Consider the following 24,803-nt stretch of genomic DNA (forward strand, 5'->3'; position numbering starts at 1 on the left):
GCGATCGCCCCAATCTGGCTAGGGATGGCGAACCAGTTCGCAAATTGGCAAATTGAGTTCCAGTAAGTTATTGGCTTAGTTGTTGGCAATGCTCAGAATCCAAGTCCCGATATAACGCATCAGCGGAATATCCCCCGGGGAGCCAATGCGGGCATTGAAGTAGTACATCCCACCATGGTTGGGATTGCGCACATTGTTGAGGATCACTTGCACCGGCGTTCCTGCGGGAATCACCTCAGCGGGCACAATGTCAATGACGCGGTTATCGCGATCAAGGGAAACTTCCGCGAGTTCAATTCTTGTGCCGGGGTTGCGACGAAACTGGAAGAAGCTATTGCTGCTATTGCCGCCAACTCTCACTTCAATCCCCTTAGGATCAATGATGCCGTTGTAGTAGTCAGGGTAGGTGATGTTGATGCGGTTGATGGCCACTTTTTGCTGACCAAGGCGTAGCCAGTAGCGATCGCCCATGAAGCCGGGGGTGCCATTATCTAAGTGGTATTGCAACTGCTGTCGCCCACTCGGCCCCTCACCCCAAGTAAACGTAAAGCCCTGATTGGCTTGAGCACGCACAAGGGCAGGGGTCACAAGACCAAGACTACACCCCACGAGAACCAGAACCGGTAGGAAACGCTTCACCATAGATAACCCTATTACGACACACCACAGATACCTGACTTTCAGACGGGGAGGATTCGCTTGACGTTCCCCTACGGATCAGTCTGCTTAGTATCCTAACGGCAAAGAATCACCATTGCGAAGAAAAACTAAACTTTATTGAGAGATTTTCCCTCAGTTGTTGGTTTGCTGCACGAGCTGGGCAAAGAATCCCCCCCGACTCGTCACACTGGAGGGAGCATCCTTATCGGCCATTTGCACGGCCACAATTTCTGAAGTGAGGACCGTTAACTTCTTGCCCACTTGGCGATCGCACGTCAGTTCGAGGACAGCCGGAGTGCCACTGGCCATGGCCTGCTGAATTTGCTGATAGACTGCCGTCGCTGCGGCACTTTCCTTGCGTTCAATGCTGACGGGCATGGGGACATGACGCAGAATTAAATCAATCGTGTACATTGCGTTCTTTAATCACTCAGGCTAGGTTCGTATATTCACTGTAAAACGTTGTGGCCAAGAAATTATCGGTGACTCAACGTACTGGTCCACTGCTGGTGCAGCGATCGCAACAGGGACACATCGACATAGGTCGTCCAGCCCACCTCACCGCGAATCACTTGAAAGGGGTAGTCAGGTTCCCCTAGGCAATCCAAGACAAGCGCCGCATCCCGAAAATCATGATCCTTGGTGTAGTCAGTGATCGTGATAATGGTCGCTAGGCGACTGGCGGTGGCGGCCTGAATCCCATTGGCGGAATCCTCAAAGGCAAGGCACTCTTGGGGCGAGAGGCGCATCTTTTCAAGGGTGTAGAAGTAAATGTCAGGCGCAGGTTTCTTGGCGGGCACCACATCCCCAGCAGCAATCACCTCAAACCAACTGACGCCATCAGCAGCAAGGGCATTTTCAAGGAGGGCAGTGACATTGGCAGGGGTGGTCGTGGTGGCGATCGCCAAACGTAATCCTGCCTCACGGGCTTCAGTGAGCAGCCGTTTCACCCCCGGCCGCAGGGGAATCGCTCCTTCCGCCAACAGGTCCGTATAGTAGCGGGTCTTGGCCTTGTGTAAATCGGCAATCAGGGCATCCAAATGTTGGGGACGTGGCCAATCGGGACGAAAGCGATCAAGGTAATACTTCATCCGCTCCTTACCCCCCGCCACCGCCAGCAGTTGACCATAGAGGGGAATATCCCACTCCCAATCCAGACCCGCCGCAGCAAAGGCTTTATTGAAGGCAACGCGATGGCCGTCCCGCTCAGTGTCTGCTAAGGTGCCATCGACATCAAAAATCAGGGCTTTGAGGTGAGCCATAGAGGGTTTTTACTCGACCCCTTTTAGGGGAAAACTTAATGGAATGACTGTAATTTTACCAGTCGTGCTCGCACTGCCTGATTGTTGCCCACGGGTTCACGGAAGTGCCAAGTTTCCTCAGGGCCAAGGCCATAAACTTGGACCGAAACGGCGCCGACCCGCTGCCCGGCCTTGTCAAAGAGTTCAAAGTCGGCCTGAATCATGCGAAAGTGCTCTTCACTGTAGTTTTTCAGAACGCCCACAATAAACGGTGCACCGCCCTCGAGGTGCCACTTAAAATCGGCCATGGTGACGCCTTGTTGCGCAAGGGTACCGCCAATCAACTGCTGCATGCGTTGCTGTTGCTGCCACTGACCGAGATGATAGCTAAAGATCACTAGTAAACTCACAACCCCAGCGGCGATCGCCACCACCCAAGGAGCTGAGGAGGCATACACAGGGGCAGCTAGGGCTGGGTTGGGGGGGCGCAGATCAATAACTTCTTCCCAATCGGGTTTAGGGGACCCTTGAATGCGGCCAATAATTTTAATGCGGGCAATGTCGTCAAGGTGAAACTGCCCCAAGCGGGATTTGAGGAGATCCACTAGGGCAGAATAATGGGCAACGGTACCGGGGGGCTTATTCAAAACAATGTTTAATTGGTTGCGAAACTGGTTCACCTGCACAACAACGGCGTGTTCTGAAAGCACATCCTGAAGTGTTTCGCGAATTTGCTCAACTTGTAGTAGCCCCATGCCCGCAACCCCTACCTCGTGGCAACAGAATGACTGCTGGGAAACCCTTGTTTACCGATGGTAAACCTACCGTTCTATGTGCCAGTGTACACAAAGTCCCAGTGATACAAATCTGTGAATTCACGGTATTTTACAGGTACGGCGCGGCGGCCGACAGCGATCGCAATGGCCACAACGCAATCCCCTTGCCTCAGTGGCAAAACCAAAGGCTTGCAGGAGAAACTGCCAGCGGCAGCCGCGGTGATAGAGAAACTCTTGCATCAACTGTTCTTGAGTATCTTTGGGCGGCGGTGGCATTTGTGCCAAGGGTTGACGGCAATAGTGAAAAGGGTCTTGCCAGCGGAGTGCCCCCTGTTGATGCAGTAATGCCAGCGTCAGTTCCACCTCAGGAAAGTGTTGCCGTAGTTGCAAAAGATTACCCCTGAGGGGCAGATGCGTCTGAAGTGCCATGGCGCGATTGTAGGTATCTTGACTTTGGCGCCGAAAAAAGTGCCAACGCTGTTGATCTTCGCGATCTAAACCCCAGCGATCGCTGACCAAGGCCAGTGCCTGTGCCGTTTGGCCATCTCGCCCAGCGCGTCCCACCTCTTGGAGATATTCACTGAGTTGCAGGGGCGGCTGATAGTGGCAAATCCAACGCACATTAGGTTTATTCACCCCCATACCAAAGGCATTGGTACAGACCACAAAGGGTAGTTTGTCCTGCAACCAATCGCTCTCAATTTGGCGTCGCTGGGTTGCCGGTAGTCCGCCATGGTAAGCGGTGGTGCGGTACCCTTGCTCCTGAAGCCAAGTGGCCAAGGTTTCACAGTCGCGGCGGGTGCGGGCATAGATCAAGCCTGCGGTTTTGCCCTGCTGCTTGAGAAATTGCTGGAGACAATGGCGGCGATACCCCCGACTCCACACAGAGCGTACGGCTAAATGGAGATTGGGACGATAGGGGCTGTGAATGATCTGCACAGGCTGCTCTAGGCCTAAAACCTCAATGAGGGTGCGCTGAGCATTGGGATCGGCAGTAGCAGTAAAAGCAGCGATCGCCAAGGGGGGGTGGTGGGGTTTAGATTGACGGAGGGCAGGCCGCACCGTTCCCAAGCGACGATACACTGGTCGAAAGCGATCGCCCCACTGGACGAGGCAATGGGCTTCATCCACAATCAAGCCATTGAGTTGAATCGGCGCTGCACAGAGGCGCTGCCAAAGGGGAGTGGCAAATAGGGACTCCGGCGAAAGATACAGCAGGCGGTAGTGGCTTAAGTGCGAGAGAATCTGGCGGCGTTGGCTGCTGGGCAGTTCACTATGATAGGCTGCGGCCGCAAGACCCCGTTGCCGCAATTCAGTGATCTGATTTTCCATGAGGGCAAGCAGCGGCGAGATCACCAGCGTCAATCCGCCCTGAAGCACGGCTGGCAACTGAAAACAGAGACTTTTGCCCGCTCCGGTAGGGAGGACAATTAAGGCATCCCGCCGTTGCAAGAGTGCCGTCATCACCTCTGCTTGGGGCGATCGCAACTCAGAATAGCCCCAGTATTGTTGTAGGGCAGCCTGTATGAGAGCTAAATCGGCCATTGCACTGGCTTAAGCCTTGATGAGAAGTCTCAGCGTTGCAAAAAGCGGCACAGTCTGCTGGGGGCAGCAAGGGGAGTCAATTTAGAATAATTCTAAGCAAGAAATCCTAGGATGCCTAAGACCCTTTAGGCCTATCACTGTTGCCGAAGTGTAAAACGCTTATGGAGATGAACCTATGGGCATGAAATTTGTGCCGCTGGTATGCGTGGCAATGTTGGCAGCGGTGGTCGCTCCGGCAACTGCCCAAAGCCGCCGCCAACCCATTAATCCGCAACAATTTCCTGTCAGTCAGCCCACCTTGCCCCAAGCCTTCGATCGTATTGATGGCAGTCAGGGGTATTGGCAAGATGAGTCGATCGCTGGCGATGCGGCTTTTATGTTTGGTGCTCCCACCTATCGCGATAATGACATTGTGAATCGGGCACGGCGGATCAACTACGTTTCTACGGATGCGTGGTATCAGCAAAGCAATCAACCCCCTGTCCGCACCCGTGATCTCGATAGTCCTTTCTGTACCTCGATGTACGGTACGCCCTTTCCTTGCAATTTGATGGTGGAGTCGCCACTGCCGCCCCCGCAACAACCCTTCTTTGCCCCCCCACCGCCCCCAGCAGTAATGCCAGCTCCGCCAGTGCGTGCCCTGTATTGAAAATTTGTGGGAAAACGTTAACGATTGGGGGCACTGCCCCCTTTTTTGGTTTTTAAGGGGCAATCGCCAAGGAAAAAACTATAGCATCTGCTATGCAGTTCTATTAAAATAGATTGCAGTGGTTAAAAAAGCATTAATAAATGTTTTCTTTTTCTTAAAAGTGTTCCCACTGAACCATTAGCTAACTTTTATTTTTCTGATTACCAGCGATCGCAGAACTTATCGTATATTTCTTTTTACCTTCTTTTTATCTTGTTACCTGTTGAAGGGCTAGCTCTTCCTCTCTTGAATCCTGTCAAATTCTCTCCTATAGAATGTATAAAACCCATCGCCTATTCAAGCTTCTATTAACGGTTCTCCTATTACACATACATCACTGATCTATAGGTTCTCCCTAATTATGCTTCCCCATCAAGAACGGCTCTCAATTTTTATCGATGGGAATAATATGTTCTATGCCCAGCAGAAAAATGGCTGGTTTTTTGATCCCCGTCGTGTTCTCGAATTCTTCACCCGTGATCCCAACATTGTATTGGTGAATGCCTTTTGGTACACCGGCCTCAAGGATACGCAAGATCAGCGTTCGTTTCGCGATGCCCTCATTAACCTTGGCTATACCGTGCGCACAAAGCTGTTGAAAGAATATTACGATGAAACCCTTGGCAAGTATTACCAAAAAGCCAATTTAGACATTGAAATTGTGATTGATATGTTCAATACCGTCGGCCAGTACGATCGCGTCGTTCTCTTTAGTGGGGATGGTGATTTTGAGCGGGCGATCGAGTTGCTGCGCTCCAAAAATACCCATATCACGGTTGTTTCTACCGAAGGGATGATTGCCCGTGAACTGCGCAATGCCACCGATCGCTACATTGATCTCAATGAAATTCGCCCCTTTATTGAAAAAATTGACCTGCAAAATTCAAATTAAAAAGCGCACCCAGCGATCGCCAGATGCGCAAGCCAATGAGGTATTTTCTTAAGATACCTAGAAGAGGCCGAGGGTGAGCGACTTATCCAAGGGGAAAGCAGCACCAATCCCCAGCCACAGCGTCACCAATGTGCCAAAAAGGAAAACTGTCATGGCCACAGGACGACGGAAGGGATTTTGAAACTTGTTGACACTTTCAATGAAAGGAATCAGCATCAAGCCCAAGGGAATGGAGGCATTCATGAGCACCCCCAGCAGTTTATTAGGCACCACCCGGAAAATCTGGAAAGTGGGATAGAGGTACCACTCTGGCAAAATTTCCAAGGGGGTGGCAAAGGGATCCGCTGGTTCACCGACCATGGCAGGATCCATCACCGCTAGACCGATCACAAGGGCGATCGTGCCCATAATCACCACAGGGAAGATATAGAGCAGGTCATTGGGCCAAGCGGGTTCGCCATAGTAATTGTGGCCCATGCCTTTTTTCAGTTTTGCCCGCAGCGCCGGATTCGTTAAATCAGGCTTTTTCAAAACTTTTGCCATAAATCAATCGTTCTCCTAGAGGGTCAGCAAGGGGGAGATTACTTGGAGCATAACAAGTGGAACCGCCGCAAAGAGCAGGCTCTGTTACATTTCTTGATGCTTGGCTTACAGGGGACCCGAAATGCCCTGCTTACGAATCATCAGGAAGTGCATCAGCATAAAGACGGCGATCGACCAAGGCAGCACAAAGGTGTGCAAGCTATAGAAGCGAGTGAGGGTCGCTTGACCGACACTTTCACCACCGCGCATCAGTTCCACCAGTTGATCACCCACCACGGGAATCGCCGCAGGGATACCGGAAACGATTTTGACCGCCCAATAGCCCACTTGGTCCCAAGGCAGGGAGTAGCCCGTGACACCAAAGCTGACGGTAATCACCGCCAAGACCACACCCGTCACCCAAGTGAGTTCGCGGGGTTTCTTGAAGCCGCCGGTAAGATAGACGCGGAAGACGTGCAGAATCATCATCAAGACCATCATGCTGGCGGACCACTTGTGAATGGAGCGGATCAACCAGCCAAAGTTGACCTCATTCATGATGTACTGCACAGAGGCAAAGGCTTCAGCCACCGTAGGTTTGTAGTAAAACGTCATGGCAAAGCCTGTGGCAAATTGGATCAAGAAACAGGTGAGGGTAATGCCACCAAGACAGTAAAAAATGTTTACGTGGGGCGGCACATACTTGCTGGTGACATCATCAGCGATCGCCTGAATTTCGAGGCGTTCCTCAAACCAGTCGTAAACTTTGTTCATAACAGTGATTAGTCCTGCGAAACCGCTGCTTTACTTTGAAAAATGTAACATAAGCCCTCTCAGACTTTCCATATTCAGTTGATTGGTGCTACCCAGCGTCCGATAATAAAGTCTCAACAGCTTCAGGATGCTGACTTGGGGCTGTCTCCTCTGCTACCTTACTCACCACGACCGCTTGGGAGGCTTTGAGATGAATCTGTTGAAGAAACTCTTTGGTGCGATTTTCGGGCTATTTGGGGCGATCGCGAAGCTCTTTGGTTTGGGTAAAAAAGGCGAATTTTACATTGAACTCGATGAAAGCACGGCTGCCCCGCCAACCCCTACTAAAGCGGCAGAACCTGCCCCGACCCCTGAGCCTGCTCCTCAACCCGCGCAACCCGTTGCCACCGCACCCACCCCCGTTGCCACAGCTCCAGCAGAACCCACCCCTGCCCCAGAACCTACCCCTGTCACCCCCAGTGTTCCCTACACCCGTTTTGCGCGTCGTCGTCCCGGAGCCAATATGGCTGCCTTCTTGAATATGGCGCGGCAAGTTCGTCCCTCTACCTAGGAAAACTCATTCACAGAGCATTGGATGCAAAGGGGCTGTTGATGTGGGAATGCCCCTTTTTTTGTCCAAGGTATCTTCTCTGCGCATTGCAAGATTTCCCCAGTTGCAGTAGGATGCTGGCAAATTGTGAGGGTGTACAGCTATGGGTCAACAGCCGTCAAGCGGATGGGCAGCCGCCAAGATTTTTGCAGGGTTACTTCTCCTCTTTACCATTGGTGCCTGCGAGGCGGACACCACCACCACCGCGCCAACCGGTGAAGGACTGCGCATTGGCTCATTACTGCCCTCAACCGGCGACTTAGCCTCGGTGGGAACCCCCATTGCTGAGGTAGTCCCCCTGCTGGTGGAAACGGTGAATGCCTGTGGCGGTGTTAATGGCCAGCCGGTCACGCTCATTGCTGCCGATGATCAATCCAATCCTGCCTCTGGGGCAGAAGCAATGACGAAGTTGGTGGAGATTGACCGCGTTGCCGGAGTCGTTGGCTCCTTTGGTAGTAGCGTCTCCAATGCCGCCGCCGATATTGCCACTCGGGGTCAAGTGATGCTAATTTCCCCCGGCAGTACGAGTACACTCCTGACTGAACGCGCCAAGAAAGGAGACTTTAACGGCTATTGGGCACGCACTGCTCCCCCCGACAATTACCAAGCCCAAGCCCTTGCCCAACTGGCCAAAGAACAGGGGTATCAACGAGTCGCCACCGTGGTGATCAACAATGACTATGGCCGTAGCTTTGAGCAGGAATTTACCCGTGCCTTCAAAGCCCTAGGGGGCACAGTGATCAATGAAGACCGCCCGACCCGTTATGATGAGCGGGCAACCACCTTCACGACAGAAGCTGCTGCTGCCTTTGGCGGCAAGCCCGATGCGGTAGTGGCGATTTTGTATCCGGAAACAGGGAGCTTGCTTTTGAAATCTGCTTTTGAGCAAGGTCTCACCCAAAACGTGGCCATTCTCCTCACCGATGGCGTTAAGTCGGAAAGTTTCCCCGAGCAAGTGGGACGCACCCCCGATGGCAAATACATTATTGCCGGTGCCAAAGGAACGGTTCCCGGTGCTGATGGTAAAGCCCTCGCTGAACTCCAAAAAATCTGGAGCGCGAAGAAAACTGGTGATCTCCCTGCCTTTGGTGCTCAAGCTTGGGATGCCGCTGCGCTCCTTGTACTGGCTGCACAGGCCGCAGGACAAAATACCGGTGAAGGGATTCGCAGCAAATTGCGCGATGTGGCCAACCCACCGGGGGAAGAAGTGGATGATGTGTGCGCCGCACTGGCTTTACTGCGGGAAGGCAAAGAAATCAACTATCAAGGCGCCAGTGGCAATGTCGATATTGATGAAAATGGTGATGTTGTCGGGGTCTATGACATTTGGCAGGTCACCGATGACGGTAAATTAAAGGTAATTGGTCAAGTGAATCCCCAAAAACCCTAGGCATGGCAAGCACCTTTTCCTTTGATATTGTGAGTGATTTTGACTGGCAAGAGCTGGTCAATGCAGTGGATCAAACGGAGCGAGAGATCAAAGCCCGCTACGACCTCAAGGATACCCAGACCACCCTTGAACTGACAAAAGAGGGACTGACGATTCACACGGATAGTGAATTTACGCTCAATTCAGTGCAAACGATTCTGCAACAGAAGGCGGCGAAGCGGCAGTTGTCTCTGAAAATTTTTGACTATGGGCCTGTGGAAGCAGCGGGTGGCCAACGGGTCAAACAGTTGATTAAATTGCGGCGCGGGATTAATTCAGAACTAGCCAAGGAGATTAGCAAGCTTATCCGCAATGAATTTAAGAAGGTGCAAGCCTCGATCCAAGGGGATGTGGTACGGGTCAGTGCCAAATCAAAGGATGATCTACAAGCGGTGATCCAACGCCTGAAAACTGAGGATTACCCCGTGCCCTTACAATTTACAAACTACCGCTAGTGGTTCAAGGGTCATGTTGGGGTCTGTATCGCTGGGAACGTTGGGGCTAATTGTCGGTTCAGTGCTGACGGTGGTGGGGGTGGTGGCCTATGCCACGGGGAATGCCACCTTGAATCTGGCGGGCTTTTTCTACGGTGTGCCCCTTCTCTTGGGCGGATTGGCACTCAAAGCAGCAGAACTCAAACCAGTGCCCTATCGTGAAGCCCCAACCCCAGAGGCGATCGCTGGCCGTGCCCAAGCAACCCCCACCCAAACCCAAATTCGTAAGGATGTCACCCGCTATCGTTATGGCCAAGAAGCACACCTAGATAGCACATTGGCCAGTTTAGGCTTGAGTCCCTCGGATGCTGAGCGTCCTGTCCTAGTGGCGATCGCCGAGACCTTAACGGACGGTGCCTATACATTAATTTTAGAATTTGACTCCCCCGCCGTGCCCCTTGAGGTGTGGCAATCGAAACAAGCCAAGATGCAGATATTCTTTGGCCCCAATATTCGGGTCAGCATTACGGATCAAGGCAATGACCGTGTGGCGGTGGCGCTGATTCGCGAGTAAGTTTGTGGTCAACCCTGTTCCAGTTGCCTAAGATTATTGGTAAACCGTTTTGCCCTGAATTCAGGTGTTACGATAGCATCATCATTGCGGCATTCTAACCAAAGAGTAAGACTTTTTTGCAAGAGGTCTTCTCCTGACAACGCATTTTTGGAAACAGCGATTACGGCTATGGGTAAAGTCATTGGCATCGACCTTGGAACCACAAATAGTTGTGTGGCAGTCTTAGAAGGGGGGAATCCCGTCGTGATCCCCAGTGCAGAGGGCGGGCGCACCACCCCCAGTATTGTCGCCTTTGGCAAATCGGGCGAGCGGTTGGTGGGTCAACTGGCCAAGCGGCAAGCCGTCACCAATGCGGAAAACACCGTTTTTAGTATCAAGCGGTTTATTGGTCGCCGCTGGGAGGAAACGGCTCAAGAGCGTGCCCGTGTGCCCTATACCTGTGTGCCGGGTCGCGATGGCATGGTGGATGTGCAGATTCGCGATCGCACCTATACCCCCCAAGAAATTTCCGCCATGATCCTGCAAAAGTTAAAGCAGGATGCGGAAGCCTATCTGGGGGAACCCGTGACCCAAGCCGTAATCACTGTGCCCGCCTATTTTAGTGATGCGCAGCGCCAAGCCACCAAAGATGCGGGGGCGATCGCCGGCCTTGAGGTAATGCGCATTATCAACGAGCCAACGGCCGCCTCCTTGGCCTACGGCATTGACAAGCAGGATCAAGATCAAACCATTCTGGTTTTTGACTTGGGCGGTGGCACCTTTGATGTCTCGATTCTGCAACTGGGGGATGGGGTCTTTGAGGTGCGCTCCACAGCGGGGAATAACCACCTAGGGGGCGATAACTTTGACGAATGCATTCTTGATTGGCTCTTAGCCTGCTTTAAGGAGCAGGAGGGGATCGATCTCTCTAAAGATAAAATGGCACTGCAACGCCTCCGCGAAGCTGCCGAAAAAGCCAAAGTGGAGTTATCAGGCACCCTGAGCACTTCCATTAACCTGCCCTTCATTACGGCGGATGAAACGGGGCCTAAGCACCTTGAAATGGAACTCACCCGCAGTAAGTTTGAGGAACTCTGCGCTCACTTGGTTCAGGCCACCCTCGAACCCATGCAGCAGGCGATCGCCGATGCGGGTCTGACCGTTCAGGATATTGACCGCGTGCTACTCGTCGGGGGTTCCACCCGTATTCCTGCGATTCAGGAGTTAGTGAAGCAATTCTGTGGCAAAAATCCCGATCGCTCTGTTAATCCTGATGAAGCAGTTGCTGTAGGGGCAGCCATTCAGGGGGGAATTCTTGGCAAGGAAACGACCGTTAAAGATCTGCTGCTGCTGGATGTCACGCCCCTCTCTTTGGGGTTGGAAACCCTTGGCGGTGTCTTTACAAAAATTATCGAACGCAACACCACCCTCCCCACCAGCAAAACCCAAACCTTTTCCACCGCCAGCGATGGCCAGACCGTGGTTGAAATTGCCGTCTATCAAGGGGAGCGCCCCATTGCCAAGGACAATAAACAACTGGCCTGCTTTGAACTCACTGGCATTACTCCCGCCCCGCGAGGTGTACCGCAAATTGATGTCACGTTTGACATTGATGCCAACGGTATCCTGAGTGTGTCTGCCGTCGATCGCGCCACCGGTCGCCAACAAAGTGTGCGCATTACCAATCGTGGTGGCCTCAGCAGCATGGAAATCGAGCGCATGCGCCAAGAGGCAACCATTTATGCCCAAGCCGACCAAATCAAGAAAGAGATTGCCGAATTGCGCAACCAAGCCGATGCCCTGCTGTATAGCTATGAATCAACGATCAAAAACCATGGCATTACCTTGACCCCGGATCTGCGAGCACGGATTGAGCCAGTGGTTCAGAGTATGCAGGCAGCAATGGTGGACGACAATATTACCCCCGATGAAATTCGCAAGCGGATGGAAGCTCTGCAGCAGGCCTTGGTGACCTTGGGAACTGTGGTGTATCAACAGACCGCAGGCGGTTCAATGATGACCTCAACCCCGACAATGGGGGGTGCTACGATTAGTTCCCAAGCCACTCAAGTTTTAGATAGTGAAGCCACAATAATCAGCGATAATGAAGAAACAGTTGTTTCAGATTATGAAGCGGTTGATTAATTTAGGTAACGGTGGCTATGGCTCGTGATTTCTATGAGATCTTAGGTGTCTCACGCTCTGCGGATGCTGAAGAATTAAAACGAGCCTATCGGCGCTTGGCTCGCAAGTATCACCCCGATGTCAACAAAGAACCGGGCGCTGAAGAAAGGTTCAAGGAAATCAACCGCGCCTACGAGGTGCTCTCGGATCCTCAAGCGCGAGCCAACTATGATCGCTTTGGTGAAGCCGGGGTCAGTGGTGTCGGGGCTGCTGGCTTTAGCGACTTTGGCATCGGGGATATGGGTGGCTTTGCCGATATTTTTGAAACTTTTTTTGGCGGCTTTGCCACTGGCAGTCGGCGGCAGCAAGGGCCTACCCGCGGGGACGATCTCCGCTATGAACTGAAACTGGAATTTCGCGAAGCCGTTTTTGGCGGTGAGAAGGAAATTCGCATTAACCATTTGGAAACCTGTAAAACCTGTCAAGGCACAGGGGCCAAACCCGGCACACGACCAGTAATCTGTAGTACCTGTGCTGGCATGGGTCAAGTGCGGCGATCGGCACGAACCCCCTTCGGCAGTTTTACCCAATTGACCACCTGTCCAACCTGTGGTGGTTCGGGTGAAGTGATTGAATCTCGCTGTGAGTCCTGCGGTGGCCAAGGCCATATCCAAGTCAGCAAAAAGCTGAAAATTACGATTCCTGCGGGGGTGGACAATGGCACGCGGCTGCGGGTCTCAGGGGAAGGGGATGCCGGTCTGCGCGGAGGTCCTCCTGGCGATCTCTACGTCTATCTTTTTGTCGAACCTGATCCCGAGTTTCAGCGCGAAGGCAACAACATCCTATCGCGGATTAAAATTAGCTACCTGCAAGCGATTCTGGGTTGTCGGATTCCTGTGAGCACCGTGGATGGGGAAGCAGAGCTCAAGATTCCCGCAGGCACCCAACCCGGTACGGTGTTAATCCTAGAAGGCCGAGGTGTTCCCCGGGTGGGTAATCCTGTGGCGCGGGGCGATCACCTAATTACTGTTGATGTCGAAATTCCCACCCATATCACCCATGAAGAGCGAGAACTGCTGGAGAAATTGGCGAAAATTCGCGGCGAGCGCATGGGCAAAGGCGGTCTAGAGGGCTTCCTCGGCAGCTTGTTTGGTGGTTAGGGTGCGTTGCCTAACCAAGGCGCAGGCGGCGATCCGCGATAAGATAGTAAGGCAGTTCATCTCCCTCCACTGACAATAAAATGACCCATATTGATTGGCTTGCGCAAACGGATCCCTTGGTTGCTGAAATGGTACAGCGGGAAGTCCAGCGGCAGCAGCAACACCTTGAACTGATTGCCAGCGAAAACTTCACTTCTCCTGCGGTCATGGCCGCTCAAGGCACAGTTCTCACCAACAAATATGCCGAGGGATTGCCCGGCAAGCGCTACTACGGTGGCTGTGAATTTGTGGATGAAGTAGAGCAACTGGCCATCGATCGCGCCAAGGAACTCTTTGCCGCTGCCCACGCCAATGTGCAACCCCACTCCGGTGCCCAAGCCAATTTTGCCGTCTTTTTGGCACTGCTCAATCCCGGCGACACGATTATGGGGATGGATTTGTCCCACGGTGGCCATCTCACCCACGGTTCCCCCGTCAACGTTTCCGGTAAATGGTTTAACGTCGTTCACTATGGTGTTCATCCTGAAACAGAACGCCTCGATATGGATCAGGTGCGGGATTTGGCGCGGCAGCACCGTCCCAAGCTGATCATCTGCGGCTATTCCGCCTATCCTCGCGTCATTCCCTTTGCCGAATTTCGCCAAATTGCCGATGAAGTGGGGGCCTACCTCATGGCCGATATTGCCCACATTGCCGGGTTGGTTGCCACAGGTCACCATCCCAATCCCGTGCCCCTTTGCGATGTGGTCACCACCACGACCCATAAAACCCTGCGTGGCCCTCGCGGTGGCCTGATTCTCACCCGTGATGAAGAGCTGGGCAAAAAGTTTGATAAAGCGGTCTTTCCCGGTACCCAAGGGGGACCATTGGAACACGTCATTGCCGCTAAGGCTGTGGCCTTTGGCGAAGCCCTCAAGCCCGAGTTCAAAGCCTATTCTGGCCAAGTGATCCGCAATGCCCAAGCCCTTGCTGCAGGGCTGCAATCGCGGCAACTGCGCCTTGTCTCTGGGGGCACCGATAACCACTTGATGCTGATTGACCTGCGATCGGTGAATCTGACGGGCAAAGAGGCCGATCGCCTGATGGGAGAAATCAATATCACCACCAACAAAAATACAATTCCCTTTGACCCCGCCTCTCCCTTTGTTACTAGCGGTCTACGTTTAGGAACCCCAGCGTTGACAACCCGTGGCTTCACTGAGGCTGAGTTTACCGAAATCGCCGAAATTATTAGCGATCGCCTGCAGGCTCCAGCGGATGAAACCATCAAAAACCGCTGCCGCGAGCGGGTGGCAGCCCTCTGCACCAAATTTCCTCTCTATCCCCACTTGCAATTGCCGCAACCAGTGCTAGCCTGAGGGGGAATCCTGCCAATACCCTGAGCAGATGCTGTACCACCTGATTGCCTTCCTTGCTGCCGTTGCCGTTGTCCTCTTGGTCACCCCCATTGTTAATGACCTTGGACATAAAGCAGGATTTGTGGATCAACCTAATGAACGCAAGATTCACACCCGTCCGATGGTGCGCCTCGGTGGCGTCTCCATTTTTCTGGGTAATCTGGTGGCGCTGCTGATTGTCTGGAATGCTGGCGGTTTTGGTGTCCTACCCCAGCCGGCGGAGTATGAAATTTGGGGGGTCACTTTAGGGGGGGTGGCCTTTTTTCTCATTGGCCTAGCGGATGATCTGCTGACTTTACCAGCACTCCTACGCCTTGTCCTGCAATTTCTCGTAGCGGGTATTGTCTGGGCCGTCGGCGTCAAAATTCGCATTATTACCGTGCCCTTTGTGGGCATTGTTGACCTCGGCTGGCTCAGTTTGCCCTTGACCACCGTGTGGCTGGTGGGGATTGCCAATGCCATTAACTTTATTGATGGTGTGGATGGTCTGGCAGCGGGAGTGTCGGGTATTGCCGCCTCCGCCATGTTTTTCGTCTGTATGCTGATGGGGGAGCCGGAGGCAGGACTCTTAGCCGCAGCCTTAGCGGGAGGGGCACTGGGGTTCCTGCGCTACAACTTCAATCCTGCCCAAATTTTCATGGGGGACGGGGGCGCCTATTTCATGGGATTTACCCTTGCAGGTTTGGGCGTGATTGGACTCGTCAAGGCCTATACGGCGGTGGCCATTCTCGTGCCTCTATTAATTTTGGCTGTGCCCATTGTGGATACGTCAACGGTCGTTTTTAACCGACTCCTGAAAGGGCAGTCTCCCTTTGCGCCCGATAAGAGACACTTGCATCATCGCCTTCTTAAGGCGGGGCTTTCGCAGCGGGTGACGGTGCTGTTTATCTATTGCTTGACGCTGTGGGTGGGCAGTCTTGCCTTAGCTTTGGCGGGTTTGCCGGGAGGATGGGGCTATGCCGTGGCAGCGTCTCTTCTGATGGGCTTTGCCTCGTGGTATGTCTGGCAACGGGTGCGCAGCAGCGAAAATGACTGAAACAATGAGTGCAGAAATTATATGTGTGGGTACAGAATTGCTGCTGGGGGAGATTCTCAACAGTAATGCCCAGTTTTTAGCGCAACAACTGGCGAGCTTGGGTATTCCCCACTATTACCAAACTGTCGTTGGCGACAATCCCACGCGGATTAAGAAAGTCGTGGCCATTGCCTGCGATCGCGCCCGCCTATTGATCTTTACCGGTGGCCTTGGTCCCACGCCCGATGATCTCACCACCGAAACCCTAGCGGATTTCTTTCAAGCTCCCCTCGAAGAACGTCCGGAAATTATTGCTGACCTAGAACGCAAGTATGCCCATCGCGGTGGCTTTAGTCCCAGTAACCGCAAGCAAGCCCTCCTGCCCGTGGGGGCGCAGATTCTGCCGAATCCCTTGGGCACTGCCCCCGGCATGATCTGGCAGCCGCGCACGGGTCTGATCATTCTCACCTTCCCCGGTGTCCCGGCGGAAATGAAACAGATGTGGCAAGAAACGGCAGTGCCCTTTTTGCGCTCCCAAGGCTGGGGGAAAGAGGTCATTTACAGCCGTGTGCTGCGTTTCTGGGGCATTCCCGAATCGGTGCTTGCGGAAAAAGTGGCCGCCCAAATTGCCCGTGAGCATCCCACCGTGGCTCCCTATGCCGGCAATGGCGAAACCCGCCTGCGCATTACCGTACGCGCTAAGGACGAAGCGGAAGCTCAGCAACTGATTCAGCCCGTCGAAGCTGAGATTCGCCAAATTGTGGGTTTAGACTGCTATGGTGCCGATGAGGATACCCTCGCCAGTGCCGTTGCTCGCCTTCTCCAAGAGGGACACCAAACGGTGGCCGTGGCAGAGTCCTGTACGGGCGGTGGCCTTGGGGAAATGCTGACGCGCCTGCCGGGGAGTTCCCTCTACTTCAAAGGCGGCGTCATTGCCTATGCCAACGAAGTCAAGGTGAATCTATTGGGGGTGAGTCCTCAGGATCTAGAGCAAGAGGGGGCTGTCAGTGCCGTGGTGGCTGCCCAGATGGCGCTAGGGGTGAAGACTCGTTTGGCCAGTGATTGGGGCGTGAGCATTACGGGCATTGCCGGTCCGGGGGGAGCGACGCTCACTAAACCCGTGGGACTGGTCTATATTGGTGTGGCACTGCCCAATGGCGAGGTCATTACCCGTGAATTTCGCTTTAGTGGTCAACGGGGACGGGATTGGGTGCGGCATCTCAGTGCTATGAATGCCCTCGATGTCTTGCGGCGGCAGTTATTGCTGAATCCATGAGTCACGGTCTGCTCTGGTTACCCCTATTGGCGGTTTTTATCGTGCTGGCACGGTTGGGCTGGGTCGAATACCGCAAGCTCGAGCACTATCGCCAGTGGGCACAGCAGTTTGAGGCCAGTAAGTATGATATTGCCGCTGTCCTCGGTCTGCAGGGCGATCGCCTGACATGGGGACGACCGACCCGACAGGGCATTGTTAATTTGCAAACCTGTGACTTAGCGGATATTCAGAGCGTTTGGGTCGAGAGTAGTGGCCAGCGGGTTGAGACAGAAGCAACTCCTGCCAAAGGAACCATTCATCTCGTGCTGCAAACCCCCACGGGAGAGTGCTATCGCATTCCCTTTACGGAACTGCCTCTTGCCTTGGCGTGGCGCGATCGCCTTGCGGGTAAAATTAAGGGCGAGTTTGCATAGGTGCTCAACCACTATGAAACATATCATAGCGCTGGTACCCGGCGGTATCGGTGATCAAATTTTGTTTTTTCCCACCCTTGATGATCTCAAAGCCCATTTTCCAGAGGCGCAGTTGGATGTGGTGGTTGAACCCCGTGCCGTTGCTGCCTACCAACTGAGTGGCAGTGTCCACCAAGTCATTCCCTTTAACTTCAAAGACCGCAATGCCCTAGCGGATTGGGCAAACCTGATTGGCACACTGCGGGAGGGGGAGTACGATGCCATTCTCTCCTTGGGGCGGAGTAAAGCAGTGCGCTTTCTACTGTGGCTGACGGGGATTCCCAAGCGAGTCGGCTTTGCCAAACTCAATCCCTTGGGATTTCTCACCGATGCTGTACCCGTCAACCTTGATCAGTACAGTGCCGCCACCTACCACGACTTACTGAAAGCCTTTGGTATCACTACCCCCTGTCCCCTGCCCAAGGCCGTCATCGCTGAGGTGGATCAACAGTGGGCAACCGCAGAGCGCCAACGCCTAGGAATTACTGGGCGGTATCGCCTCTTGCACGGTGGCTCGAGTCAGATGGCACTTACCAAGGGAATTAACAAAATTTACCCTCCCGCCGCTTGGGTTGAGGTCATCCAGACGCTGCAACAGCAGGAGCCGCACCTGCCCTTTATCGTCGTCTGTGGGCCTGAAGATCAGGCATGGGTAAGTGCACTAACGCAGGCACTACCGCAGATGAAGATTAGCCGTCCTCCAGACTTGGGCAAACTGGCGGCTCTCATGCAACAGGCCCAACAGATTCTCTGTACTGACAGTGGCCCGATGCACATTGGTGTGGCGGTGGGTACTCCCCTTGTGGCGCTTTTTGGCCCTACGGATCCCGCCAAACTCTTGCCCGCCGATCCCCGTTTTCGCGCCGTCAAGTCCGCCACAGGCAACATGGCCGATATTCCTGTCTCAGCCGTGATTGAGGCGGCTCGCCATGGCTAGACCGGCGGTCTTTCTCGATCGCGATGGCGTGCTGAACCAAGAGGTGGGCTATATTCACCGCCTTGAGGATTTGCAGCTCATCCCCGGTGTAGCTCAAGCAGTGCGGCGGCTCAATGATGCGGGGTGGTTTTGCTGCTTAGCTTCCAATCAGTCGGGGCCTGCGCGGGATTATTACAGCATCGATCATGTCCATGCGCTGCACCACAGACTCCAAGAGTTGCTCGCCGCCAGTGCCGGTGCAGTGTTGGATGCGGTTTATTTCTGTCCTGATCTCAGCCGTCCTGAAGGGGGAGTGGTTGCCGACTATGCGGGCTGGACAACATGGCGCAAACCGAATACAGGAATGCTCGTAGCGGCTGCTTGGGATCATGATTTAGATCTCAGCCGCAGTGTCATGGTGGGGGACAAAGCCACCGATATTGATCTGGCACGGAATGCCGGCTGCTATGGCATTTTGGTACAAACCGGCTTTGGCGATCGTGTTCTTGAGGGGAGCTACCAGCACACCAGTCAGCCCGACTACATTGCAGCCGATTTAGCCGCTGCCGTAGAGTGGATTTGTACTCACCTTGCGCCCCGATAGCGATGACTTCATCGCCAGACCATACCAAGTTTCCCTTAGCCTTACTCTCACTGGTGGTCTTGGGCTACGTCCTCGTGGGCTGGTATTTGTCCGCCTATCCTTGGATGTGGTCAGCCTATGCCTCTTTTTTGGCAGCAATTTTGACAGTGTTTGTCGTGGGTGGCACCTCTAGCCTGTTGCGATCGCGCCAGAGCAACCCTAAAAGTATCTTTAGTAGCTTAATTATGCGTGTGGGCACCCCCAGTCTCTTTACAGTGCTGGTGCTGAGTACCGCTGTCACCCTTGCCATTATTGCCTTTCATGTCTTTAGTGTGATTGCCATTCTCATTGGCACTGAAATTCTCGTGCGCATTGAAATGAAAGCCGCTGGCTACCAGAACTGGCAAATTATGCTCGTGCTGATTCAAATGGCAATTTTAGGAGTCTTTATTGGCTGGAGCATTGGGCATTACTTGCTGCCATCTGCTTCAGAGCAATCATTGTTGTTCTCAGTCCTAAAGCAATAAACTTTCTAGGGCGCGTAGATTTGTAATACACAAGCTCTCTTGGTTGCGGCGAATAATCCCTTTGCGCTCCAGTTTCCCTAGCACCCGTGTCACCGTTTCCCGCGCCATGCCACTAAGACTACTTAATTCACGGTGGGGTAGATTGGGGATTTCTAGGCCATCGGCTCCCTGTCGCCCTTGACCATCCGCCAAAAACAGCAGAATATCTGCCACCCGTGACGTACTATCCGATTCCCGTAGCCGCAGCCGCCGATTCAGTTGCCGTAGGCGTCGTGCCATTAACTTGGCGAGGCGGATTCCCGCTTGAGGTTCAGTATTGACAAGATTGACAAAATCCGTTGCGGGCATATTGGCCACAACTGTCGGTGTTAGGGTAATGACATCCGTTGAGCGGGGCACTTCCTCTAGGGGAGCCATTTCGCCAAAGAGTTCGCCAGGGCCAAGGATATTCAGGGTAACTTCTTTGCCATCAATGTTGTAGGTGCGAATTTTGACCCAGCCACTGAGGATAAAGTAAACCGATGTGCCCCAATCATTCTCCAGCAAGATGACTCGGTTGGCGGGATGCTGACGTGTCACTACATGGGCTAGGGCTTTCTCCACCACTGCCTGCGGTAAATCCCGAAAAAAGGGCGTATTTTGTAAAGATAATTCAGGTGCAGGAGAACTACGCCGTTCTTGCATAAAGGTCAAGGCCGAGAGGGCGAGGGCAGAGGCTGAGCAGACAGGTCGTCAGGCGTTGCAGGGAAATCAATACCTGTAATCTTACCATTGCTATCCATGATCACAATCAATGTATCTGTCACCTTAGCAAACGCTACCTTGACACTAACAATATTGCCGTTGCTCTCGCTGCCAAGGCGCTCTTTGTAGGCACCGACCCGCTTCAGGAACATGGCTTTGCGTTGCTCTAATCGTTTGGGCGGAAACTCTTTTTGTAGTTGCGGATGCAAATAGCTCCACGCCAAGTCAAAGTTATTGCCAAACAGGGCATCCACAAATTGTTCAGCAGTTTGGATTTGAGTTTGCTCACTGACACTGATGACGGCTGGGGACTCGCCACGGGCGATCGCTGGCCATAGAGAGGAAGATCCCCCCCATAGGAATGCCAAGGCCAAAACTGTTAAGGGTGAAAAAGACTGCCCCATAATTTTTTAAGTTTTTTTATGGTTTTCTGAGAGTTTAAGGCGAAATGAATTTCTGAATATCATACCGCCTTTTCCAGAGGGATTGAGCGAGGTCGCGATCGCCCTGAGGCCGCCGTCCTGTCCAAGAAAAGCAATCTACATATCTCTTATCAATTCTCGGCGCAGACTTGGCTCTATAGATGACTGATCCTTCAGTTCTTCAGGCGTCCGGGGAAAACTGCTGCGGAGTGTAAAGTTTATTAAAGACCTTGACTCCTTTGGTTAGCCTTCGTCACAATGAGTTCCATAGGTTAGAACTTGAATTTTATCCTCGTGAGCGGTTTGTTATAACTGCGAGTGAGTAGGTTGTGCCAATGCTAGAAACCCTTGAATTTGTGATTTATCCCGATGGCCGTGTTGTTGAAACGGTGACGGGAATTTCTGGGGCATCCTGTGCTGAGGTGACTGCTGCCATTGAAGCGCAACTGGGGTGTGTCATTAGCCAACAGCCCACCGCAGAATACTACGCTCCCCAAGAGGAAGAAAATCAATTGGTTGTTCAATCTGTCCCCTCCCAGTGGTAATCGTTGAGGATTGGTGATCCATGTCGCACTTCAGCCAAATCAAAACCCAAATTCGGAGTTTACCCGCCCTACAGGCTGCCCTAACGGACTTGGGCTTACCGTGGCAATCTGGCTCCCAAGAAGTGCGCGGGTTTCGCGGTCAAACCCAAACGGCTCAAGTCGTTGTTCCCCAAGACAATGGCTATGACATTGGTTTTCGCTGGAATGGCACTGAGTATGAGCTAGTGGCGGATTTGGAGTTTTGGCAGCAGGCATGGTCAGTGGATCGCTTTTTGAATAAAGTCACTCAGCGCTATGCCTACCATGCGGTGTTGCAATCGGCTACGGAACAGGGCTTTCAAGTCCAGACCACAGAACAGCAGGCCGATGGTAGTGTCAAGGTCGTGCTGCAACGCTGGCGTTCTTAGCCGCTCAAAACAATGGATAGGCAGATGGGTCAGCCCCTTGGTTTAGAACCAGAACTTGGCGGTCAACTGCGCCAAAGTGAAGCTCGCAGCGGCTACGAACCTGAACTCGGGGGAACCCATCGCCAACGCGGTGTCTATGTGGATGAGATTACCTGCATTGGCTGTAAGCACTGTGCCCATGTGGCGCGAAATACGTTTTACATTGAGCCGAACTACGGGCGATCGCGGGTGGTGCGCCAAGATGGTGATCCCCTTGAACTGATTCAAGAAGCCATTGATACCTGTCCCGTTGACTGTATCCACTGGGTGGATTACACGGAATTAAAGCGGCTTGAGAAAGAACGTCTCGAGCAGGTGGTTCCCCTTGCCGGTTTTCCCATTGATCCAGCCACCACGCACCGCAAGAAACGGCGATCGCCCCCTAGGACTGAATAGCATCTTCGGGCATCACAATCAGTGTCGTTCCCTGACGGCCAATGATAATCACCCGCTGATGTTCGGGAATGGCCAAGCGGGGATCATCACAGCGAGCTTGCCAAGAAATCCCTTCGTACAGCACCCGCCCCGTCTCGCCAGCGGGGATTTTGGTAATCGTTTCCGCCTCAGCAGCTTCCTTAAGCACGGGGGGAACTCGCTTTGGTTGATACCGCCGCAGGAGAAAGACCACCACAACAGAGAGCATCATCCAGAGCAGAATCTGTACTGAAAAGCTGGGAATGAGAAACGAGAGAAATGCAACAATGAGGGCACTGAGGCCGAGGGTGGCTTCCATAAAAGCCGTCGGCAACACAAGCTCCATCACAAAAAGGATGATGGCAACAATTAACCAAATCCAAAAGGGAGACAGGGGCATTGCTCTTATCACCCAAGGCAGCCACTTCAACGATAGCTCAAACTCTGCGGCTACAGCGAGCGGGTTTAACTGTTTTGAATGCCTTCAATTCTTGCGAAAGGATCTGGACTGGAACTTACAAAAGTTGCCCTGCGTCAGGGGAGCTAGCGCTGAAAAGAAACTCCTCCGATTCTGTACAATGATGAATTCAATGAGGCAAACAACAATGACGGATTTATTTATCCCCCTACTGGTGGGACTCCTCACCCTCGGACTGTTGACCAGTTGGCTATGGCGACCAACAGCCACGCCAGTTTCCCGTGCTGAACAGGTCAATACCCCTGATTTTGTTGCCGATGCGCCGCCGCCGGATGATGAAGGGACACCGCCCCGCCGTGGATAGGCTAGGATTTTCCTAGGGGCTTCTAGAAGAACGATTGAGTGATCAAGCAGCTTTGGTCAGCAGGACAGCGGTTTCAGGCGGGTTTCTTTGCCTTTGGTCGTGGTCTTTTTTTTATCGCCCGTTATCGTCTTTGGGGCTATCTATTGTTACCTGCCTTCTTGAGTCTCGTACTGGGGGTAACGCTTATCATTGCTGCTTTCTGGGCTGTTCAAGTCATTGGTGATGATTGGTTTGTGGCTGGGGAATGGCAGTGGCTCTACCAAGGATTCATTGATATTTTGGCCACCCTTATTGCTGTCTTTTTAGCCCTCATTGGCTATCAAACGCTGATTCCCCTTGTGGTGATTCCTTTCCTTGGTCCGTTGCTCAACCGTGTTGAAAAAATTACCACGGGGCAAACGATTGAGGTGGGGTGGCGGCGTGATCTATGGAACGCCATCATCGGTAGTTGGTTTGCGCTGCGGGATGCCGTGTTGCAAGTGATCTTCCTGCTGCTTTCATTTCTAACGGGGCCGCTGCAACCGATCGTGATGGCGATCGTCAACAGTTTCTTTCTAGGGCGAGGCAGCTTTGATTACCTCCTTGAAAAACACAGCACTTCCTTGAGGGAGCGCAAACTTTTGACCCGGGCCTATACGCCGCAAATCTATGGCCTTGGTTTGGCGCAGTTTTTGGGGCTGTTGATCCCCTTCGTCGGTTTGGTGCTCGTACCGCCAGTGGGGGTGGTGGCTGCTGCTTTGCTGATTCAAGATCACCCACCGCAACAACAGTTGATGGCAGCGAATGCGGTTTCTCGGCGTTGATCTGGCCTGGAAGGGGGGAGCGTCGGGGTACTGCTGTTTGCAGTGGCAGGGACAAGATTTAGCCGTGGTCGCTTGCGATCGCTCCCGTCATACGGATGAACTTTTGGCATGGATTGATCGCGATGCCCCCTTTTCACAAGCAGCCATGGTGGCGGTGGATGCCCCCCTCATTATTCCCAATTCACGGGGAATGCGTACCTGCGATCGCCAAGCCCATCAAGTCCTTGGGCGGTATCATGCCGGCTGTTATCCTGCGAATCAGCAGTCCCCCTTTGCGCAGCACACCACGGGTTTGAGTCAAGCTCTGAGCCAACGGGGGTTTCACCATGCGCCGACGATCACCCCCCAAGAACGCGGGCGATTTCAAATTGAAGTCTTCCCCCATGCCACGGCGATCGCCCTCTTTCAGCTTGACCAAATCATTAAATACAAAAAAGGCCGCCTTGCAGAACGAGCCAAAGGGTTAGCTAAGCTTAGGGATTTAATGGCTACCCAGCTTCCCGACTGTGAGCCACCCTTAGCATTAGAACTAGCTACCGCAATCCCCACCAACGGGCGAGACCTCAAGGCTCTTGAGGATCAACTGGATGCAGTTCTCTGTGCCTATACAGCAGCCTACTGGTGGTATTGGGGGCGCGATCGCCACTGGGTTTTGGGTGGTGCGTCTTTTTCCCCAGAGCCAGCATCCACCGATGCCTACTTGAAAACTGGCTATATTGTTGTTCCCCGGCTTTAGCTTTCGCGATTGCGGTAGCGTTGCAGTTCCGTGCGCAGAGCAGCAATTTCCGCCCGCAAATCATCAATGAGGGCTTGCCAATCCACCCGACTCCGAGGCACCACCATTTCTGCCTCTTGACGGGCGCGAGCTTGCACCTCTTCCATGAATTGATGAAGCCGCTGCTGCTGTTCGGCATCAAATCGCCCCAGTTGACTCAGGAATTCCACAAATAGATGCTGCGCCTGGTCACGCAGGAGCGTTGCGGTCGCTCGACCAAGGAAGAAGGCATCCAGCGGCGATTGACTCATAGGAGCTGTATTCCTCATACATTGCGTCTTTCAATCCCTGAGTGTAACAAAGTTTTACAGGGAACAGG

General features: G+C 53.2%; 32 protein-coding genes. 21 read left to right on the plus strand and 11 right to left on the minus strand.

Features of this window, described 5'->3' with window-relative positions; all coding sequences use genetic code 11:
• Window positions 1-75 precede the first annotated feature (75 nt).
• The 5 genes from KV190_RS10805 to KV190_RS10825 form a co-directional block, all read right to left on the minus strand.
• Window positions 76-642 carry a DUF2808 domain-containing protein gene (locus tag KV190_RS10805; RefSeq protein WP_460193343.1) on the minus strand — a complete coding sequence of 189 codons (567 nt, stop codon included), beginning with the start codon at window positions 640-642 and terminating at the stop codon, window positions 76-78.
• Window positions 643-792: 150 nt separating this feature from the next.
• Window positions 793-1,074 carry a hypothetical protein gene (locus KV190_RS10810; protein ID WP_460193344.1) on the minus strand — a complete coding sequence of 94 codons (282 nt, stop codon included), beginning with the start codon at window positions 1,072-1,074 and terminating at the stop codon, window positions 793-795.
• A 62-nt stretch (window positions 1,075-1,136) separates the two neighbouring features.
• On the minus strand, window positions 1,137-1,922 hold the full coding sequence (locus KV190_RS10815) for an HAD family hydrolase (protein WP_460193346.1): 786 nt from the start codon (window positions 1,920-1,922) through the stop codon (window positions 1,137-1,139).
• Between the two features lie 35 nt (window positions 1,923-1,957).
• Window positions 1,958-2,656 carry an FxLYD domain-containing protein gene (locus KV190_RS10820; RefSeq protein ID WP_460193347.1) on the minus strand — a complete coding sequence of 233 codons (699 nt, stop codon included), beginning with the start codon at window positions 2,654-2,656 and terminating at the stop codon, window positions 1,958-1,960.
• A 120-nt stretch (window positions 2,657-2,776) separates the two neighbouring features.
• On the minus strand, window positions 2,777-4,222 hold the full coding sequence (locus tag KV190_RS10825; RefSeq protein WP_460193348.1) for a RecQ family ATP-dependent DNA helicase: 1,446 nt from the start codon (window positions 4,220-4,222) through the stop codon (window positions 2,777-2,779).
• A 175-nt stretch (window positions 4,223-4,397) separates the two neighbouring features.
• On the opposite strand from KV190_RS10825, the gene KV190_RS10830 reads away from it, so the two are divergent.
• Together KV190_RS10830 and KV190_RS10835 are read left to right on the plus strand one after the other, a co-directional pair.
• Window positions 4,398-4,871: a hypothetical protein gene (locus KV190_RS10830; RefSeq protein WP_460193349.1), complete on the plus strand. Its 474-nt coding sequence runs from the start codon at window positions 4,398-4,400 to the stop codon at window positions 4,869-4,871.
• Between the two features lie 400 nt (window positions 4,872-5,271).
• Window positions 5,272-5,802, plus strand: coding sequence for a LabA-like NYN domain-containing protein (locus tag KV190_RS10835; protein ID WP_460193350.1), 531 nt, complete (start codon window positions 5,272-5,274; stop codon window positions 5,800-5,802).
• A gap of 57 nt (window positions 5,803-5,859) precedes the next feature.
• Here KV190_RS10835 and petD read toward each other — a convergent pair whose 3' ends face one another.
• Window positions 5,860-6,345 (minus strand): cytochrome b6-f complex subunit IV, encoded by a 486-nt coding sequence (gene petD / locus KV190_RS10840; protein WP_011056640.1) that lies wholly within the window; start codon window positions 6,343-6,345, stop codon window positions 5,860-5,862.
• A gap of 105 nt (window positions 6,346-6,450) precedes the next feature.
• Window positions 6,451-7,098, minus strand: coding sequence for a cytochrome b6 (gene petB, locus KV190_RS10845; RefSeq protein ID WP_181496295.1), 648 nt, complete (start codon window positions 7,096-7,098; stop codon window positions 6,451-6,453).
• Window positions 7,099-7,288: 190 nt separating this feature from the next.
• On the opposite strand from petB, the gene KV190_RS10850 reads away from it, so the two are divergent.
• From KV190_RS10850 to KV190_RS10910, 13 genes are all read left to right on the plus strand, one after another.
• On the plus strand, window positions 7,289-7,648 hold the full coding sequence (locus tag KV190_RS10850; RefSeq protein WP_460193351.1) for a hypothetical protein: 360 nt from the start codon (window positions 7,289-7,291) through the stop codon (window positions 7,646-7,648).
• A gap of 142 nt (window positions 7,649-7,790) precedes the next feature.
• Window positions 7,791-9,077: an ABC transporter substrate-binding protein gene (locus KV190_RS10855; RefSeq protein WP_460193352.1), complete on the plus strand. Its 1,287-nt coding sequence runs from the start codon at window positions 7,791-7,793 to the stop codon at window positions 9,075-9,077.
• Window positions 9,078-9,079: 2 nt separating this feature from the next.
• Window positions 9,080-9,571, plus strand: coding sequence for a YajQ family cyclic di-GMP-binding protein (locus KV190_RS10860; protein ID WP_409872275.1), 492 nt, complete (start codon window positions 9,080-9,082; stop codon window positions 9,569-9,571).
• 13 nt (window positions 9,572-9,584) lie between these two features.
• Window positions 9,585-10,124: a DUF2854 domain-containing protein gene (locus KV190_RS10865; protein WP_460193353.1), complete on the plus strand. Its 540-nt coding sequence runs from the start codon at window positions 9,585-9,587 to the stop codon at window positions 10,122-10,124.
• A 168-nt stretch (window positions 10,125-10,292) separates the two neighbouring features.
• Window positions 10,293-12,248 (plus strand): molecular chaperone DnaK, encoded by a 1,956-nt coding sequence (gene dnaK / locus KV190_RS10870; protein ID WP_460195278.1) that lies wholly within the window; start codon window positions 10,293-10,295, stop codon window positions 12,246-12,248.
• Between the two features lie 17 nt (window positions 12,249-12,265).
• Entirely contained in the window at window positions 12,266-13,387 is a 1,122-nt protein-coding gene (dnaJ, locus tag KV190_RS10875) for a molecular chaperone DnaJ (protein WP_460193354.1), read from the plus strand.
• Window positions 13,388-13,467: 80 nt separating this feature from the next.
• Entirely contained in the window at window positions 13,468-14,745 is a 1,278-nt protein-coding gene (glyA, locus tag KV190_RS10880) for a serine hydroxymethyltransferase (protein WP_460193355.1), read from the plus strand.
• Window positions 14,746-14,773: 28 nt separating this feature from the next.
• Window positions 14,774-15,820: a glycosyltransferase family 4 protein gene (locus KV190_RS10885; protein WP_460193356.1), complete on the plus strand. Its 1,047-nt coding sequence runs from the start codon at window positions 14,774-14,776 to the stop codon at window positions 15,818-15,820.
• Window positions 15,821-15,824: 4 nt separating this feature from the next.
• Complete coding sequence (locus tag KV190_RS10890) at window positions 15,825-17,075, plus strand: competence/damage-inducible protein A (RefSeq protein WP_460195279.1); 1,251 nt, start codon at window positions 15,825-15,827, stop codon at window positions 17,073-17,075.
• On the plus strand, window positions 17,072-17,488 hold the full coding sequence (locus KV190_RS10895; RefSeq protein ID WP_460193357.1) for a hypothetical protein: 417 nt from the start codon (window positions 17,072-17,074) through the stop codon (window positions 17,486-17,488). Before KV190_RS10890 ends, KV190_RS10895 begins: the two co-directional genes overlap by 4 nt.
• Before the next feature lie 13 nt (window positions 17,489-17,501).
• The gene (locus KV190_RS10900; RefSeq protein WP_460193358.1) at window positions 17,502-18,464 is read left to right on the plus strand and encodes a glycosyltransferase family 9 protein; all 963 of its coding nucleotides are present in this window, start codon (window positions 17,502-17,504) and stop codon (window positions 18,462-18,464) included.
• Complete coding sequence (locus KV190_RS10905; protein WP_460193359.1) at window positions 18,457-19,047, plus strand: D-glycero-alpha-D-manno-heptose-1,7-bisphosphate 7-phosphatase; 591 nt, start codon at window positions 18,457-18,459, stop codon at window positions 19,045-19,047. The genes KV190_RS10900 and KV190_RS10905 overlap by 8 nt, the downstream gene beginning before the upstream one ends.
• A 2-nt stretch (window positions 19,048-19,049) precedes the next feature.
• Complete coding sequence (locus KV190_RS10910; protein ID WP_460193360.1) at window positions 19,050-19,553, plus strand: hypothetical protein; 504 nt, start codon at window positions 19,050-19,052, stop codon at window positions 19,551-19,553.
• On the opposite strand, the gene KV190_RS10915 is transcribed toward KV190_RS10910, so the two are convergent.
• Together KV190_RS10915 and KV190_RS10920 are read right to left on the minus strand one after the other, a co-directional pair.
• A complete protein-coding gene (locus KV190_RS10915) occupies window positions 19,542-20,237 on the minus strand; it encodes a Crp/Fnr family transcriptional regulator (RefSeq protein ID WP_149818430.1) in 696 nt (231 codons plus the stop codon). The genes KV190_RS10910 and KV190_RS10915 overlap by 12 nt on opposite strands.
• Window positions 20,238-20,242: 5 nt before the next feature.
• Window positions 20,243-20,701 (minus strand): DUF3887 domain-containing protein, encoded by a 459-nt coding sequence (locus KV190_RS10920; protein WP_460193361.1) that lies wholly within the window; start codon window positions 20,699-20,701, stop codon window positions 20,243-20,245.
• A 353-nt stretch (window positions 20,702-21,054) separates the two neighbouring features.
• Between KV190_RS10920 and KV190_RS10925 the strand changes: the two genes are divergently transcribed.
• The 3 genes from KV190_RS10925 to KV190_RS10935 are packed head-to-tail and all read left to right on the plus strand — an operon-like array spanning window position 21,055 to window position 22,106.
• Complete coding sequence (locus KV190_RS10925; protein ID WP_190278215.1) at window positions 21,055-21,264, plus strand: DUF2997 domain-containing protein; 210 nt, start codon at window positions 21,055-21,057, stop codon at window positions 21,262-21,264.
• A 20-nt stretch (window positions 21,265-21,284) separates the two neighbouring features.
• Window positions 21,285-21,671: a DUF1257 domain-containing protein gene (locus KV190_RS10930; protein WP_181494363.1), complete on the plus strand. Its 387-nt coding sequence runs from the start codon at window positions 21,285-21,287 to the stop codon at window positions 21,669-21,671.
• A gap of 24 nt (window positions 21,672-21,695) precedes the next feature.
• Entirely contained in the window at window positions 21,696-22,106 is a 411-nt protein-coding gene (locus tag KV190_RS10935) for a ferredoxin (protein ID WP_460193362.1), read from the plus strand.
• On the opposite strand, the gene KV190_RS10940 is transcribed toward KV190_RS10935, so the two are convergent.
• Window positions 22,093-22,524: an NfeD family protein gene (locus KV190_RS10940; RefSeq protein ID WP_460193363.1), complete on the minus strand. Its 432-nt coding sequence runs from the start codon at window positions 22,522-22,524 to the stop codon at window positions 22,093-22,095. The genes KV190_RS10935 and KV190_RS10940 overlap by 14 nt on opposite strands.
• Window positions 22,525-22,729: 205 nt before the next feature.
• On the opposite strand from KV190_RS10940, the gene KV190_RS10945 reads away from it, so the two are divergent.
• The 3 genes from KV190_RS10945 to KV190_RS10955 are packed head-to-tail and all read left to right on the plus strand — an operon-like array spanning window position 22,730 to window position 24,445.
• The gene (locus KV190_RS10945; RefSeq protein ID WP_190278217.1) at window positions 22,730-22,906 is read left to right on the plus strand and encodes a hypothetical protein; all 177 of its coding nucleotides are present in this window, start codon (window positions 22,730-22,732) and stop codon (window positions 22,904-22,906) included.
• Between the two features lie 38 nt (window positions 22,907-22,944).
• Entirely contained in the window at window positions 22,945-23,709 is a 765-nt protein-coding gene (locus KV190_RS10950; protein ID WP_460193364.1) for an EI24 domain-containing protein, read from the plus strand.
• A complete protein-coding gene (locus KV190_RS10955; RefSeq protein ID WP_460193365.1) occupies window positions 23,690-24,445 on the plus strand; it encodes a DUF429 domain-containing protein in 756 nt (251 codons plus the stop codon). Before KV190_RS10950 ends, KV190_RS10955 begins: the two co-directional genes overlap by 20 nt.
• Here the strand turns inward: KV190_RS10955 and KV190_RS10960 are convergent.
• Window positions 24,442-24,735: a DUF6825 family protein gene (locus tag KV190_RS10960; RefSeq protein ID WP_460193366.1), complete on the minus strand. Its 294-nt coding sequence runs from the start codon at window positions 24,733-24,735 to the stop codon at window positions 24,442-24,444. The genes KV190_RS10955 and KV190_RS10960 overlap by 4 nt on opposite strands.
• Window positions 24,736-24,803 lie beyond the last annotated feature (68 nt).

It is taken from the genome of Thermosynechococcus sp. FA-CM-4201 (genome assembly GCF_054689355.1).

Coding starts and splice junctions, on each gene's coding strand:
- KV190_RS10805 (WP_460193343.1), bottom strand. CDS start 642: ATGGTGAAGCGTTTCCTACCGGTTCTGGTTCTCGTGGGGTGTAGTCTT.
- KV190_RS10810 (WP_460193344.1), bottom strand. CDS start 1,074: ATGTACACGATTGATTTAATTCTGCGTCATGTCCCCATGCCCGTCAGC.
- KV190_RS10815 (WP_460193346.1), bottom strand. CDS start 1,922: ATGGCTCACCTCAAAGCCCTGATTTTTGATGTCGATGGCACCTTAGCA.
- KV190_RS10820 (WP_460193347.1), bottom strand. CDS start 2,656: ATGGGGCTACTACAAGTTGAGCAAATTCGCGAAACACTTCAGGATGTG.
- KV190_RS10825 (WP_460193348.1), bottom strand. CDS start 4,222: ATGGCCGATTTAGCTCTCATACAGGCTGCCCTACAACAATACTGGGGC.
- KV190_RS10830 (WP_460193349.1), top strand. CDS start 4,398: ATGGGCATGAAATTTGTGCCGCTGGTATGCGTGGCAATGTTGGCAGCG.
- KV190_RS10835 (WP_460193350.1), top strand. CDS start 5,272: ATGCTTCCCCATCAAGAACGGCTCTCAATTTTTATCGATGGGAATAAT.
- petD (WP_011056640.1), bottom strand. CDS start 6,345: ATGGCAAAAGTTTTGAAAAAGCCTGATTTAACGAATCCGGCGCTGCGG.
- petB (WP_181496295.1), bottom strand. CDS start 7,098: ATGAACAAAGTTTACGACTGGTTTGAGGAACGCCTCGAAATTCAGGCG.
- KV190_RS10850 (WP_460193351.1), top strand. CDS start 7,289: ATGAATCTGTTGAAGAAACTCTTTGGTGCGATTTTCGGGCTATTTGGG.
- KV190_RS10855 (WP_460193352.1), top strand. CDS start 7,791: ATGGGTCAACAGCCGTCAAGCGGATGGGCAGCCGCCAAGATTTTTGCA.
- KV190_RS10860 (WP_409872275.1), top strand. CDS start 9,080: ATGGCAAGCACCTTTTCCTTTGATATTGTGAGTGATTTTGACTGGCAA.
- KV190_RS10865 (WP_460193353.1), top strand. CDS start 9,585: ATGTTGGGGTCTGTATCGCTGGGAACGTTGGGGCTAATTGTCGGTTCA.
- dnaK (WP_460195278.1), top strand. CDS start 10,293: ATGGGTAAAGTCATTGGCATCGACCTTGGAACCACAAATAGTTGTGTG.
- dnaJ (WP_460193354.1), top strand. CDS start 12,266: ATGGCTCGTGATTTCTATGAGATCTTAGGTGTCTCACGCTCTGCGGAT.
- glyA (WP_460193355.1), top strand. CDS start 13,468: ATGACCCATATTGATTGGCTTGCGCAAACGGATCCCTTGGTTGCTGAA.
- KV190_RS10885 (WP_460193356.1), top strand. CDS start 14,774: ATGCTGTACCACCTGATTGCCTTCCTTGCTGCCGTTGCCGTTGTCCTC.
- KV190_RS10890 (WP_460195279.1), top strand. CDS start 15,825: ATGAGTGCAGAAATTATATGTGTGGGTACAGAATTGCTGCTGGGGGAG.
- KV190_RS10895 (WP_460193357.1), top strand. CDS start 17,072: ATGAGTCACGGTCTGCTCTGGTTACCCCTATTGGCGGTTTTTATCGTG.
- KV190_RS10900 (WP_460193358.1), top strand. CDS start 17,502: ATGAAACATATCATAGCGCTGGTACCCGGCGGTATCGGTGATCAAATT.
- KV190_RS10905 (WP_460193359.1), top strand. CDS start 18,457: ATGGCTAGACCGGCGGTCTTTCTCGATCGCGATGGCGTGCTGAACCAA.
- KV190_RS10910 (WP_460193360.1), top strand. CDS start 19,050: ATGACTTCATCGCCAGACCATACCAAGTTTCCCTTAGCCTTACTCTCA.
- KV190_RS10915 (WP_149818430.1), bottom strand. CDS start 20,237: ATGCAAGAACGGCGTAGTTCTCCTGCACCTGAATTATCTTTACAAAAT.
- KV190_RS10920 (WP_460193361.1), bottom strand. CDS start 20,701: ATGGGGCAGTCTTTTTCACCCTTAACAGTTTTGGCCTTGGCATTCCTA.
- KV190_RS10925 (WP_190278215.1), top strand. CDS start 21,055: ATGCTAGAAACCCTTGAATTTGTGATTTATCCCGATGGCCGTGTTGTT.
- KV190_RS10930 (WP_181494363.1), top strand. CDS start 21,285: ATGTCGCACTTCAGCCAAATCAAAACCCAAATTCGGAGTTTACCCGCC.
- KV190_RS10935 (WP_460193362.1), top strand. CDS start 21,696: ATGGGTCAGCCCCTTGGTTTAGAACCAGAACTTGGCGGTCAACTGCGC.
- KV190_RS10940 (WP_460193363.1), bottom strand. CDS start 22,524: ATGCCCCTGTCTCCCTTTTGGATTTGGTTAATTGTTGCCATCATCCTT.
- KV190_RS10945 (WP_190278217.1), top strand. CDS start 22,730: ATGACGGATTTATTTATCCCCCTACTGGTGGGACTCCTCACCCTCGGA.
- KV190_RS10955 (WP_460193365.1), top strand. CDS start 23,690: ATGCGGTTTCTCGGCGTTGATCTGGCCTGGAAGGGGGGAGCGTCGGGG.
- KV190_RS10960 (WP_460193366.1), bottom strand. CDS start 24,735: ATGAGTCAATCGCCGCTGGATGCCTTCTTCCTTGGTCGAGCGACCGCA.